This is a genomic window from Paraburkholderia acidiphila (genome assembly GCF_009789655.1).
In the GTDB taxonomy this organism is placed as follows: Bacteria; Pseudomonadota; Gammaproteobacteria; order Burkholderiales; family Burkholderiaceae; genus Paraburkholderia; species Paraburkholderia acidiphila.
In genome coordinates this window covers 799956-812864 of the sequence record NZ_CP046909.1, presented here as the reverse complement: position 1 = coordinate 812864, position 12909 = coordinate 799956, and the positions used below count along the sequence as shown (strand labels likewise).

14 protein-coding genes and 1 other RNA gene are annotated in these 12909 nt (G+C 65.7%); 7 read left to right on the top strand and 8 right to left on the bottom strand.

Annotation, left to right across the window (positions count from 1 at the left end; all coding sequences use genetic code 11):
- The 3 genes from cobT to FAZ97_RS03650 are packed head-to-tail and all read right to left on the bottom strand — an operon-like array spanning position 1 to position 3025.
- Entirely contained in the window at positions 1-1065 is a 1065-nt protein-coding gene (cobT, locus tag FAZ97_RS03660; RefSeq protein WP_158757239.1) for a nicotinate-nucleotide--dimethylbenzimidazole phosphoribosyltransferase, read from the bottom strand.
- 41 nt (positions 1066-1106) lie between these two features.
- Complete coding sequence (locus tag FAZ97_RS03655; RefSeq protein WP_158757238.1) at positions 1107-1970, bottom strand: ABC transporter ATP-binding protein; 864 nt, start codon at positions 1968-1970, stop codon at positions 1107-1109.
- On the bottom strand, positions 1967-3025 hold the full coding sequence (locus tag FAZ97_RS03650) for a FecCD family ABC transporter permease (RefSeq protein WP_158757237.1): 1059 nt from the start codon (positions 3023-3025) through the stop codon (positions 1967-1969). Before FAZ97_RS03650 ends, FAZ97_RS03655 begins: the two co-directional genes overlap by 4 nt.
- A gap of 398 nt (positions 3026-3423) precedes the next feature.
- Here FAZ97_RS03650 and FAZ97_RS03645 point away from each other — a divergent pair, with 398 nt between their 5' ends.
- The 5 genes from FAZ97_RS03645 (at position 3424) to FAZ97_RS03625 (ending at position 5814) form a co-directional block, all read left to right on the top strand.
- Positions 3424-3777, top strand: coding sequence for an ATPase (locus tag FAZ97_RS03645; RefSeq protein ID WP_158757236.1), 354 nt, complete (start codon positions 3424-3426; stop codon positions 3775-3777).
- Positions 3774-4088 carry a cell division protein ZapA gene (locus FAZ97_RS03640; protein ID WP_042268772.1) on the top strand — a complete coding sequence of 105 codons (315 nt, stop codon included), beginning with the start codon at positions 3774-3776 and terminating at the stop codon, positions 4086-4088. The genes FAZ97_RS03645 and FAZ97_RS03640 overlap by 4 nt, the downstream gene beginning before the upstream one ends.
- 115 nt (positions 4089-4203) lie before the next feature.
- Positions 4204-4385, top strand: a non-coding RNA gene (gene ssrS, locus FAZ97_RS03635) — 6S RNA.
- A gap of 102 nt (positions 4386-4487) precedes the next feature.
- Positions 4488-4946, top strand: coding sequence for an EVE domain-containing protein (locus FAZ97_RS03630; RefSeq protein ID WP_158757235.1), 459 nt, complete (start codon positions 4488-4490; stop codon positions 4944-4946).
- A 133-nt stretch (positions 4947-5079) separates the two neighbouring features.
- Positions 5080-5814, top strand: a complete 735-nt coding sequence (locus tag FAZ97_RS03625; protein ID WP_158757234.1) for an SIMPL domain-containing protein — start codon at positions 5080-5082, stop codon at positions 5812-5814.
- Positions 5815-5906: 92 nt separating this feature from the next.
- Here the strand turns inward: FAZ97_RS03625 and lgt are convergent, their stop codons facing one another.
- Both lgt and FAZ97_RS03615 read right to left on the bottom strand, forming a co-directional pair.
- A complete protein-coding gene (gene lgt, locus FAZ97_RS03620) occupies positions 5907-6830 on the bottom strand; it encodes a prolipoprotein diacylglyceryl transferase (protein ID WP_158757233.1) in 924 nt (307 codons plus the stop codon).
- Between the two features lie 225 nt (positions 6831-7055).
- Positions 7056-8015 (bottom strand): LysR family transcriptional regulator, encoded by a 960-nt coding sequence (locus tag FAZ97_RS03615; protein ID WP_158757232.1) that lies wholly within the window; start codon positions 8013-8015, stop codon positions 7056-7058.
- Positions 8016-8185: 170 nt separating this feature from the next.
- On the opposite strand from FAZ97_RS03615, the gene ilvD reads away from it, so the two are divergent.
- Positions 8186-9859: a dihydroxy-acid dehydratase gene (ilvD, locus tag FAZ97_RS03610; RefSeq protein ID WP_158757231.1), complete on the top strand. Its 1674-nt coding sequence runs from the start codon at positions 8186-8188 to the stop codon at positions 9857-9859.
- A gap of 158 nt (positions 9860-10017) precedes the next feature.
- The gene (locus FAZ97_RS03605) at positions 10018-10377 is read left to right on the top strand and encodes a c-type cytochrome (RefSeq protein WP_158757230.1); all 360 of its coding nucleotides are present in this window, start codon (positions 10018-10020) and stop codon (positions 10375-10377) included.
- Between the two features lie 78 nt (positions 10378-10455).
- Here FAZ97_RS03605 and FAZ97_RS03600 read toward each other — a convergent pair whose 3' ends face one another.
- From FAZ97_RS03600 to FAZ97_RS03590, 3 genes are read right to left on the bottom strand one after another with little or no spacing between them, the layout of a single operon-like run.
- Positions 10456-10857, bottom strand: a complete 402-nt coding sequence (locus FAZ97_RS03600) for a DUF2486 family protein (RefSeq protein ID WP_233271626.1) — start codon at positions 10855-10857, stop codon at positions 10456-10458.
- 59 nt (positions 10858-10916) lie between these two features.
- Entirely contained in the window at positions 10917-11333 is a 417-nt protein-coding gene (locus FAZ97_RS03595) for a DNA polymerase III subunit chi (protein WP_158757228.1), read from the bottom strand.
- A 52-nt stretch (positions 11334-11385) separates the two neighbouring features.
- A complete protein-coding gene (locus FAZ97_RS03590) occupies positions 11386-12897 on the bottom strand; it encodes a leucyl aminopeptidase (protein ID WP_158757227.1) in 1512 nt (503 codons plus the stop codon).
- Between the last annotated feature and the right edge of the window lie 12 nt (positions 12898-12909).

The window sequence follows — 12909 nt, the reverse complement described above, 5'->3', positions numbered from 1 at the left end:
TCAGGCGTGCCGATCGCTGCGATCGTCGACGCCGGCCGACTCGAAGCTCGCCATTTCGTTCACGAACGCCACCGCCGCACGCAAGAGCGGCACGGCGAGCGCCGCGCCCGTGCCCTCGCCCAGACGCAGGTCGAGCGTGAGCAGTTCGCGCGCGCCGAAGTGATCGAGCATACGGCGGTGCCCCGCTTCGTTCGATGCGTGCGCAAACACGCAGTAGTCGCGCACGTTGGGCGCAAGCGAGTCGGCCACGAGCAGCGCCGCGGTCGCGATAAAGCCGTCCACGAGAATCGCCATGCGCGAGCGCGCCGCTTCGAGGTATGCGCCGGCCATCATCGCGATCTCGAAGCCGCCGAACGCGGCGAGTACGTCGAGCGGCTCGCGCGCATCGGCATGATGCGCGAGCGCGGCGGCGAGCACGTTGCGCTTTTTCGCGAGGCCCGCGTTATCAAGACCCGTGCCACGCCCGACGCATTCGTCGATCGGCACGCCGCACAGCCGGCTCATCAGGCACGCTGCCGACGACGTGTTCGCGATGCCCATTTCGCCAAAACCGATCACGTTCGTGCCAAGCGCCGCGTGGTGGCGCACGCGGTCAGCGCCCGCCGCGAGCGCGGCGATGGCTTCGTCGCGCGTCATGGCGCGCTCGCGCGCGAAGTTGCGCGTGCCGTGTGCGATGGCCACATCGACGAGCGTGGGCGACGGCGGCAGCGGCGTCGCCACGCCCGCGTTGACGACTTCGAGCGTGAGTCCCGCCACGCCGCTGAACGCATTGATGGCCGCGCCGCCCGCCACGAAGTTCGCGACCATCTGCGCGGTCACGGCCTGCGGGTACGGGCTCACGCCTTCGGCGGCAACGCCGTGGTCGCCCGCGAACACGATCATCACGGGACGCACGACGCTCGGGCGCGTCGTGCCCTGGATCATGCCGAGCTGGCGCGCGAGCGTTTCGAGGCGGCCGAGACTGCCGGGCGGTTTGGTCTTCGTGTCGATGAGGCGTTGCAGTTCGTCGCGCAACGAGAGATCGAGCGGTTCGACGGCGAGCAGTTCGGTAAGCGATGACGTCATGGTGTGTTTCGTTTCGAAGTGATGCGGGCGAAAGCGGCGCATTAGTGCGTGCCGTTCGGTCCCGGCGAATGCGATAGGGAAGAGGCCGGCCCAGGAGTTGGCGAAAGCGCGGGCGCGGGCACGAGCGCAGGCACAAGCGCCTCGTGCCCGCCCTCGCGGATCAGCACGAGCGGATGGCCAAACGCGGCGCTCGCGCGCTCGGGCGTAAGCACTTCGCGCACGGGGCCCGCGTAAAAACCGCCGCGACCGTCGAGCAGGAGCGCGTGCGTCGCGAAACGCCGCGCAAGATTGAGATCGTGACAGGAGAACAGCACAGCACGCGCCTCATTGCGCACCCAGCGCGAGAGCGCTTCAAGGCACGCAATCTGATGATGCAGGTCGAGATGCGCAAGCGGTTCGTCGAGCAACAGAAGCGGCGCGCCCTGACACAACGCGGCCGCAAGCGCGACACGCTGGCGCTCGCCGCCCGAGAGCGAGAGCACGTCGCGCGCGGCGAGCGCTTCGAGGCCGAGCGTGGCGAGCGCGGCGTGCGCAGCGGCACGATCGGCGTCGCCTTCCCAGCCCCAGCCCGAAAGATGCGGGTAGCGATTGAGCAGCACGGTGTCGATCACGCTCGCGCTGAATGCATCGCGCTGATCCTGGGGCATGAGCGCGCGACGCAGCGCGAGACGTACCGGCGCCCAGTGTGCGAGCGCGATGCCCTCCACTTCCACGCGACCTGCCGAAGGCTCGCGCAGGCCTGCGAGCGCGTCGATCAGCGTGGTCTTGCCCGCGCCATTCGCACCCGCGACGCACCAGATTTCGCCAGCGGCAAATCTTTGCGTGAGCGATTCGACAAGCGTGCGCGCGCCCGCTTGCAACGTGAGCGCGTGGACCGCGAGAAGAGGCGGACGTGCGTCGCTCATCGTCCGCGCCTCGCAAGCAGCATCCACAGGAAAACGGGTACGCCCGCAAGCGCGGTCACGACGCCCACCGGCAACTGCGCGGGCGCCGCCACCGTACGCGCGACGAGGTCCGCGCCCATCACCGCCACGCCGCCGGCGAGCGCGGCGGCGGGCACGAGCATGCGCTGGTCGTTGCCGAACGCGAGGCGCAGCATGTGGGGCACGACGAGCCCGACGAAGCCGATGGTGCCGCCCGTCGTCACGGCAGCGGCCGCCGCGAGCGAGGCGGCAAGATAAATGCCGATTCGCAGACGCAGCACCGGCACGCCGAGCGCCTGCGCAGCGGCGTCGCCGCGCAACAGCACGTTGAGCATCGGCGCGGCCGGGACGATGCACGCAAGGACCACGCCAAGCATCACGAGCGCGGGCCACGGCATGCCTGCGCCATTGAGGTCGCCCGTGAGCCAGAACAGCATGCCGCGCAGGCGCGTGTCGGGCGCGAGTGTGAGCAGCAGCGTGATCAACGCGCCCCAGCCTGCCGCGGTCACCGCGCCCGTCAACAGAAGCCGTGGCGAGCTGTCCTGCGGCTCGCCACGCCACAATTCGCGGCGCGCGAGGCCAAGCACGAGCAGGATCGAAACGAACGCGCCCGCACATGCGCTCGCCTGCACGCCCCACCACGCCACGCCCGCCATCATCGCCACCAGCGCAAACGCGGCGGCGCCACCGGAAACACCGAGCACATAGGGCTCCGCGAGCGGATTGCGCAGCAGCACCTGCAACAGCGCGCCCGCCAGCGCGAGCAGCGCACCGCATGCAAAGCCCGCGAGCGCGCGCGGCAAGCGCAGCGTGCGCACGATTTCAATCGCCATATCGGGTGCGCCGTGCGCGGGAGTGAGCGCCGCGAGCGCCTGCGCCAATGTCACGCTCACGCTGCCTGCTACGAGCGATGCGGCGAACACCACGAACGCGGCCGCCGCGAGCGCGCACCAGATCATGCACGCGCGGCGCGCGCTCATCGAGCGGCGCGGCAGCGCGTGCAGCGGCGGCACAGCATGGGACTCATCGCGGCTCATGGAATGCATCGGGGAACTCAGCGGCGGGTATCAATCAAACTCACACAGAAAGACAGCAGGGATATCGCAGGCCACGTCAGCGCGCAGTTTGTTTGTCGCTAAAGATTCTGCATGATGTGTGGCAGAACGTGGCAAAAACGGCGTGGCAAAGCCGCTCACAAAAGCACTGGCAAAAGACCATCAATCCGTGATGTTATAACGCGCGGACCCTGATCGAGACGACGCGCTGCGCGCGCGGCCGTGGCAAATTGCGTTCCCGCCTGGCCTATGCAGCACACGTAGCGAGGGATTCGGGTCTGATTCGGGTAAGAAGCCGGGTTGTTACGTCTGGAAACGACACAATTATCAAAATACGTGTTAATCCGCGCTAGAATGCCTGTCTTTAGAGGACGCAGCACATGCTCAACGAACTCGAAACACTCTCACAAAACATCGGGCGGCTGATCGAGATTAATCAGCGCCAACACGAAGCACGCCTCGCACTCGAAGAGCAACTCGCGCAGCTGCGTGCGCAATGCGACGAAACACGCGCCGAACTCGAACAGGTCCGCGAGGAGCGCGCCACGCTGCAAGCAGAGCGCGATGCACTCTCGGCCAAGATCGACGATGCGCAGGTGCGTTTGAACGCGATCCTCGAAAAGCTGCCACGCGCACGCGCAGGGAATGAGCGCGACAACCAGCTCGATCTGCTCGATCCGTCGCAGAGCAACGACGACGACAGCAACGCGGCCCGCCACGGAGAAAATGCATGACCACCAAGCAGATCGAAGCGACGATACTCGGCCAAACCTATCGCCTCGTCTGTTCGCCGGAAACGGAACAGGCGCTGCTCGAAGCCGTGGCGCGCGTGGACGCCGAAATGTCGAAGATCCGCAATCACAGCAACGTGCGCGGCACCGATCGCATTGCCGTCATGGCCGCGCTCTCGCTCGCTTCGGAACTGCTGCGCCTGCAAACCAGCGTGCGTCACGGGGAAGCATTCCCAGCCGAAGAAATCCGTCGTACAATGCGCCAAATGAATGAACAATTGGGCGCTGTGATTCACCAGTACGGTGTGCAATAAGCGCTGCAGTACGCCGCAGTTTCAAGCGCCAATGTGCGGTATGATGTTGTTCATCGGCAGCATTGATTTGTTTAGAAACGCGCGTTTCTAGACACGTAGTAAAACAGTTTAGTCAGCTTCCCTGCCTGGTTCGCCAAGGTCATATATTCCTTGAACCAATGCCATGTGCACGGTTGCGGAAATTTGTAGCACGGGCGTGCGCGTCACACAGTCTGATGTACCCGAAGTGCTGCTAACTGCGACCAATTCTGAACCCTCGGTTCAGGATGCCGGCCTAGCGGCTATGGCGGGGACCTATTCAAACGGCATCGGACCACAGTCCGATGCCGTTTTCCATTGTGCGGCTCGATTTGCGCGTGCACGCCTGCCCCTCTCCCCTTTCGACGTGAACTTCGACTCATGCGCTACTGGCTGATGAAGTCCGAACCCGACGAAGCAAGCATCGACGACCTCGCAAACGCGCCGCAGCGCACGCTGCCCTGGACCGGCGTACGTAACTACCAGGCGCGCAATTTCATGCGCGACACCATGCAGCAAGGCGACGGCGTGCTGTTCTATCACTCGAGCTGCCCCGAGCCCGGTATCGCGGGCATCGCGCAGGTGTCGTCCACGGCCTATCCCGACCCCACGCAATTCGATCCGAAAAGCCATTACTACGACGCGAAATCGACACAAGAGAATCCGCGCTGGGTCCTCGTCGACGTCGTGTTCAAGAAGAAGTGCCCGCTCATTGCTCTGGCCGCCTTGCGCGAGCACGAGGAACTCGCGGACATGCGTGTGCTCGCCAAGGGCAATCGCCTTTCGATCACGCCGGTCACCACGGCCGAGTGGAACTTCATCACGAAACATCTGATGTGATGCGGTTTTGAGGCGGCCCGGGCACGCACACAGCATCCGTGCGCGACTTCAAGCACAATCGCGCACAGTCGCGCGCAGTTACGTTGTCGTTCCAGGTGCCTCGCGCGCGACGCCAGTTCTGCAAGGAGCCTCAATGAACCGAAAAACCGCCGTCACGCTCGCCGCCGCATTCGCTGCCGCCCTCCCCCTCGCCATGACGCTCGCGCCGGGCGCCGCGTTCGCACAGAGCGATGCGCGTTTCCAGCAACCCTCGGGCGTGCTGTCGCTTTCCGCGCAGGCCAGCGCCGAAGTGCCTCAAGACGTCGTCAACATTACGCTGTTCTACGAACAGGAAGCGAGCGACCCCGCCTCGCTCACGGCAACGCTTAATCAGCGCGCCGACGCCGCGCTGCAACGCGCAAGAGGCGTCACGGGTGTGACCGCGCACTCGGGCCAATTCTCGATCTTCCCCTCCACCGATCGCGACGGGCGCATCTCCGCCTGGCGCGGCCGCACGGAAGTCGTGCTCGAGTCACATGATTTCGCGGCGGCGTCGAAGCTCGCCGGCGATCTCTCGTCGATCATGCAGGTGGGCAACGTGCAGTTCTCGCTGTCGCCCGAGGCGCAACGCGCCGCCGAGCAAAAGCTTCAAGGCCAGGCGATCGCCTCATTCCGCGACCAGGCACTCTCGGCCACGCGCGCGTTCGGCTACAACAGCTACACGATCCGCGACGTGAACGTGGGGCACTCGGGCGTGATGCCGCGCCCCATGATGATGATGAGCGCGCGCGCCGCTTCGGTTGACGCGAAGATGTCGTCGCCCGTGCCGCTCGAAGGTGGCACATCCACGGTGACGGTCAATGTGTCCGGGTCGGTGCAGATGAAGTAAGACGCGCCATACACGCCACGCAAGCCTGCAAGTAAAAAGGCCACGGTGAAAACCGTGGCCTTTTTCATGGGCTAAAACGCGTGGAGCGTACGTCAGCGCTTCGCGCTCGCGACCTGTGCGCCGTCGTTGCCGTTCTTCGTGCGATTGGCGCGGCGATACGCCCACACCATCAAGCCAATACCCGCGATGATCATTGGCAGCGAGAGCCACTGACCCATCGAAAGGCCGAGCGCGAGTAGGCCGAGGAAATCGTCGGGTTCGCGCGCGAATTCAACCGTGAAGCGCGCGAGACCATAGCCGATCAGGAACATGGCGGAAATCGCGCCAATGGGGCGCGGCTTGCGCGCGAAAAGAATCAGCACGACGAAAAGCGCGATGCCTTCCAGCGCGATTTCATACAGCTCGGAAGGATGGCGCGGCAGCAGATGGTACTGCGCGAACACTTCGTTCAAATGCCACTGCGCAGCCAGTTGCGGATGCGCGGCGAGCCACGCGGCGTCGTCGTTCGCGGCGCCCGGAAACAGCATGGCCCACGGCGAGTCGGGCGACGTCACGCGGCCCCACAACTCGCCGTTGATGAAGTTGCCGAGCCGGCCGAAGGCGAGCCCCGTGGGCACCATCGGCGCGACGAAGTCCGTGACCTGCAGCCAGGTGCGGCCGCGTTGCCACGCGAATAGAACCATCGCGAACGTCACGCCGAGGAAGCCGCCGTGAAACGACATGCCGCCTTCCCACACCTTGAAGATGTCGAGCGGATGCGCGAAATACCAGCTCGCCTTGTAGAACAGCACGTAGCCGAGGCGCCCGCCCAGAATCGTGCCGAGCACACCGTAGAACAGCATGTCGTCGATGTCTTTCGCGGTCCAGCCCTGGGCGGCCACGTAAGGCAGACGCAGGCGCAGACGGCCGATCACGATCGCCAGAATGAAGCCGACGAGATACATGAGGCCGTACCAGCGCACGGCGAGCGGCCCCAGATGAATGGCGACGGGGTCGAAGTTCGGGTGGATGAGCATCGTGGATGAAGTCTTGTCGGCGATATCGGTTGAAATCGGGTTGTAAGCAGTTGCGCGGCCACTGGTTAAAGCGGCAAAGCGCGTTGGACGTTTGCAAAGCGGCGAGGTTCGCTGCCAGCGTGTCATGGCGTGACATTATCGCCGACGCGAGCGGGCGCGAACCAAAATGCAGGTTCGGGCGACGCGCCGCGAGTGTAACGGTGACAGATGACGTACCGTGTTCGGCTAATCCTCGCGACGCCGCAAGCCCGCCGTTGCCGCATGCGCGCGCACGATCTCGATGAACGCCGCGAGCACCGGGCTCACCTCGGCCGAGCGCCAGACGAGCCCCGTTTCGATGGCCGGCACCGCGCCCGCAAGCGGCCGGTACGCGACGCCCGTGCGCCGCAAATGGCGTAGCGACTGCGGCACGAGCGCCACGCCCATGCCGGCCGAGACGAGGCTCACGATCGTCTGCATCTGGATCGCTTCCTGGCCGATCAGCGGTGCGAGGCCGGCCGCGCCGTAGCAGTCCATGATGATGTCGTAGAACCCCGGGGCCAGATGGCGCGGAAATACGACGAGCGGCGCCTCGGCAAGATCGCGCAGGTTCACGGGCGCATCGTGCCAGTCGTCGGTGGCGGGTCCGCCGAGGCGAGCGGAAAGCGCCGACGGCATCGCAACCACGAGCGGCTCGCGCGCGATCGGCTGGTAAGCGAGCTGAGCCGCGTAGCGCGGCGGCACGGGCGCGATCACGAGGCCCGCGTCGATACGCCCCGCGACCAGTTCTTCCACCTGCACGTCACTCGTCGCTTCGGCGAGTTGCAAGCGCACGCGCGGATAACGTGCGCCGAAATCGCGCAGCAAAAGCGGCAGCAAGCCGTAGTCGGCGGTCGAAACGAAAGCCAGCGCGAGCACGCCCGCCTCGCCGCGCGCGAGGCTCTGCGCGAGCGGCCGCAGCGCTTCGGCACTCGCCAGCAGGCGCCTCACCTCCGGCAACAGATCGGCGCCCACGGCCGTCAATTCCACCGACCGGCGCGTGCGCGCGAACAGCGCCACGCCCAGCGTGTCCTCCAGCGCGCGAATGGCCTGCGAGAGCGGCGGCTGCGTCATCGAAAGGCGCGCCGCCGCGCGGCCGAAATGCTGCTCTTCGGCCACGGCAACGAAATAGCGCAGCTGGCGCAGATCGGGGATAGTCGGGTTCATCGGCATCGGTCTCGCGCGGTGGGTCTATTGATTCTTTTTTCGACTCAATAGACCACGAATAATATATTGGACAGCGTTCTCGCGAAATCGCATGCTTCGACAAACGTGCCGGCGCGCCCCAAACCAGAACCCACACCCGGCATCCGAGACGACATCCACCGGAGGTCCCCATGTCCTATAACCGTCGTTCGAAGCACATCACGCAAGGCGTCGCCCGCTCGCCCAATCGTTCGATGTATTACGCGCTCGGCTACGAGAAGGCCGACTTCGACAAGCCGATGATCGGCATCGCGAACGGCCACTCGACCATCACGCCGTGCAACGCCGGACTGCAACGCCTCGCCGACGCAGCCGTCGAGGCCATCAAACTCGCCGACGCGAACCCGCAGACCTTCGGCACGCCGACGATCTCGGACGGCATGTCGATGGGCACCGAGGGCATGAAATACTCGCTCGTCTCGCGCGAAGTCATCGCCGATTGCATCGAGACCTGCGTGCAGGGCCAGTGGATGGACGGCGTGGTCGTGATCGGCGGCTGCGACAAGAACATGCCGGGCGGCATGATCGCGCTCGCGCGCATCAACGTGCCCGGCATTTACGTGTATGGCGGCACGATCCGCCCAGGAAACTGGAAGGGCAAGGCGCTGACCATCGTCTCGGCCTTCGAGGCCGTCGGCGAATTCACTGCAGGCCGTATGACCGAAGAGGATTTCGAAGGCGTCGAGAAAAACGCCTGCCCCTCCACGGGTTCGTGCGGCGGCATGTACACCGCGAACACGATGAGCTCGTCGTTCGAGGCGCTCGGCATGTCGCTCATGTACTCATCGACGATGGCCAACCCCGACGAGGAGAAAGTCGACTCGGCGGCGGAATCGGCGCGGGTGCTCGTCGAAGCCGTGAAGCAGGACCTCAAGCCGCGCGACATCATCACGAAGAAGTCGATCGAGAACGCCGTGGCGCTCATCATGGCGACGGGCGGCTCGACCAACGCCGTGCTGCACTATCTCGCCATCGCGCACGCCGCGGAAATCGAATGGACCATCGACGACTTCGAGCGCATGCGCAAGAAGGTGCCGGTGATCTGCGACCTGAAGCCCTCGGGCCAGTATGTCGCGACCGACCTGCACGCGGCGGGCGGCATTCCGCAGGTGCTCAAGATCCTGCTCGACGCGGGCCTCCTGCATGGCGACTGCGTCACCATCACCGGCAAGACCATCGCGGAAGAACTCAAGGACGTGCCGTCCACGCCGCGCGCGGACCAGAAGGTGATCTTTCCCATCAGCCAGGCGCTGTACAAGGAAGGCCACCTCGCCATCCTCAAGGGCAACCTCGCGACAGAAGGCGCGGTCGCCAAGATCACGGGCCTGAAGAATCCGGTTATCACAGGCCCCGCGCGCGTATTCGACGACGAGCAGAGCGCGATGGAAGCGATCCTCGCCGACAAGATCCAGGCGGGCGATGTGGTCGTGCTGCGCTATCTCGGCCCGAAGGGCGGCCCCGGCATGCCGGAGATGCTCGCGCCGACTTCGGCGATCATCGGCAAGGGACTCGGGGAGTCGGTCGGGCTCATCACCGATGGGCGCTTCTCGGGCGGCACCTGGGGCATGGTGGTGGGCCACGTCGCGCCGGAAGCGTTTGAAGGCGGCACGATCGCGCTCGTCCAGGAAGGCGACTCGATCACCATCGACGCGCACAAGCTCCTGTTGCAACTGAACGTGGACGATGCCGAACTCGCGCGCCGCCGCGCGGCCTGGAAGCAACCCGCGCCGCGTTACACGCGCGGTGTGATGGCGAAGTACGCGGCGCTCGCGCGGCCGGCGAACGAGGGCGCAGTCACCGGCTAAAAGCGGAGCTGAAAGCGCGGCAGAACGCAGTGTCAGGCGGCGCTAAACGCCGCCAAAGTCTTGACCTGCAGTAAAGCAAAGGGCGCACGTCCAGAACGTGCGCCCTTTGCTTTTATAATGCGACGACACAGCCGGCGCATACGCGGGCGGAGACCAGTATGAAAAGAAAGTCGCAAGCCCGTAACAAGACAGCGACGCTCGCCGCCGCGCTCGCCATCGGCATTGCTGGCGCACTCGGGGCAGCTCCGGCCCGCGCGCAGCATGGCCCCTCCGGTCTCACGCTCGCCCAGCAGCAAAACTGCATGAGCTGCCATTCTGTAACGCGCAATTTCATGGGGCCCGCCCTGCGCGATGTCGCCGCGAAGTACGCGGGCAAGGCCGACGCGCAAACCTATCTCACACACAAGATTCTGGAAGGCAGCACCGGCGTGTGGGGCACCGTGCCGATGCCGGCCAATACCCAGCTCAACCCCGGCCAGGCGGCCCAGCTCGCGAGCTGGATCCTCACGCTCAAGTGAGGCGGGTGTGACGGCGCACGGCGTGGGGTGGCCGATGGGTGAGCGCTGGGTAACCCCGTGCCGCCGCGCGCGGCTGAATCAGGCCGAAGGCGGGTGTCCCGCGCGCGCCGCCAGTTCTTCACGCACGGCGGCCTTCACCCAGTTCTTGAGTTCCGTTTCGAGCGCGAGACCGATCTCGCGCGACACCTGGCCCACGAGCCAGTTCGAATGTTCCTGCATCGCTGCGCTGCAGCGCGCCTCGATCACGGCACGGCCTTCGCCGGTGAGCCATGTGAGGCAGCGCCCGCGCAGGCGCTCGACGAGCGCGTCGGCATCGTGCGCGAAGAGACCCTCCTCGCGTTCGGCCACGGCGGCCTTCACGGCGGCGGCCGTCGCGCTCTTTGCCTCTTCGACGTTGTGCGCGCGCAGCGGATTGCCGGCCACCATCACTTCGCTCAAGAGCGGAATCGCAGCATCTTCCGATTCGTGCATGCCGGACATGTTTACCTCCATCGATCGGGGCAGTCGGCCTCGCGCCGGTACGCCTCGCGCGTCCGGCCTCAGCCGCCCTGCTTGTAGTTGTTGAGCGCGTAACCGCGGTCGCGGTAGAAACGATAGCGCTCGCGGCCCGACGCGAGTTCGTCGGGCGCATCGCCAATCACTTCGAGCAGGCGCTCGAAGCGGGCGAATTGAGGCGGGACCTGCGCGCCGAGATTGAGCAGCACACGATGATGCGGCGCACGCTCGAGATCCGTTGCCAGCACGATGGGCGATTCGCCCGCATGCGGGCTCTCGGCCATGCAGTGCGGCACGAAGTCGAGCGGCGAAAAGGTCCACAACATTTCGTCGAATGCGCGCAGGCGCGCCGGCTCGGCCAGCACCACCGCCTGCTGGCCCGCCTGATACGCCTTGCGCACGAGGCGGCACGCATACAGCAGCGAGTCGCCCACGTTCGTGTGGAAATCGATCCGCGTCATGCCCACACCACTTTACACACCGTCAGGTGGGCAGCAATCGTCATGCCTGCCTTCATTGCGCCGCGCGGTCGATCAGGAACTGCGCGAGCAGCGGCACCGGACGGCCCGTTGCACCCTTTGCCGCCCCGCTCTTCCACGCCGTGCCCGCGATGTCGAGGTGCGCCCACGGGTAGTTTTCGGTGAAGCGCGAGAGGAAGCACGCCGCCGTCACACTGCCCGCCGGACGCCCGCCAATGTTGGCGAGGTCGGCAAAGTTCGACTTGAGCTGGTCCTGATACTCGTCGTCGAGCGGCAGACGCCACGCCGGATCGCCCGCTTCGCGCGAAGCGTCGAGCAGCTCGCCCGCGAGCGCATCGTCCTTCGAGAACAGGCCGCTGTTGTGATGACCGAGCGCGATGATGCACGCGCCCGTGAGCGTGGCGATGTCGACCACGGCGGCCGGCTTGAAGCGCTCGGCGTAGGTAAGCGCGTCGCACAGGATGAGACGGCCTTCGGCGTCGGTGTTGAGCACCTCGACCGTGAGCCCCGCCATCGTCGTGACGATGTCGCCCGGCTTCGTGGCGTTGCCCGCGGGCATGTTCTCGCAGGTCGGGATGATGCCGATCACATTGAGCTTGAGCCCCATTTCGGCGACCGCGCGGATCGTGCCGAGCACCGAGCCCGCGCCGCACATGTCGTACTTCATCTCGTCCATGCCCTCGCCGGGCTTGAGCGAGATGCCGCCCGTGTCGAACGTGATGCCCTTGCCGACCAGCACGATGGGGGCGGCCTTGGCGGCGGCGCCCTGATAGTGCAGCACGATGAACTGCGGCGGCTCGACCGAGCCCTTTGTTACAGAAAGAAACGAGCCCATCTTGAGCGTCTCGATCTGGCGCTGGCCAAGCACCTCGACCTTGAGCTTCCAGTCGCGCGCGAGCTTCTTGGCCGTGGCCGCGAGATAGGTGGGCGTGCACACGTTGCCCGGCAGATTGCCGAGGTCGCGCGTGAGGTCCATGCCGTTGGCGAGCGCAACAGCCTGCTTCGCCGCGACCTTCGCGGCCTTCTCTTCGTCGGCGTCGATGCTGAAGACGACGCGCTTGAGCGCTCGCTGCGCGACGTCGGGCTTGCTCTTCATCTGCGTGAAGCGGTAGGTCTCGTTGCGCAGCGCGAGAATGGCGGCGCGCACGCCCCAGTCGCCCGTGCGTTCCTTCACCGGCAGTTGCGCGAGCGTGAACGTCACCTGCGCGATCTTCGTGCCGAGGATCGCGCGCCAGGCGGCCTTGACCGCTTCGCCGTAAGCCTTCTGGCCGAACGAGTCCTGCTTGCCGAGACCCACGAGCAGCACGCGCGAGGCGCCGATGCCGCTCACTTCCGGCAGGAACAGCGTGGAGCCGGCCTTGCCGTCGATGTCGCCGGCCTTGACGACGCGCGCGATTGCGCCGCCAATGGCGCTGTCGATCGCGAACGCCGGGCCTGAGAGGGTTTGCGCCTCGAACACGCCGACTACGACACAATCCGACTTGCCGGTCAGGAAGGAGCCTTCCCCGCCTTTGCTCCAGTCACAGGCTTTTATGCTAAAGTCCATCGCGCTTGTCCT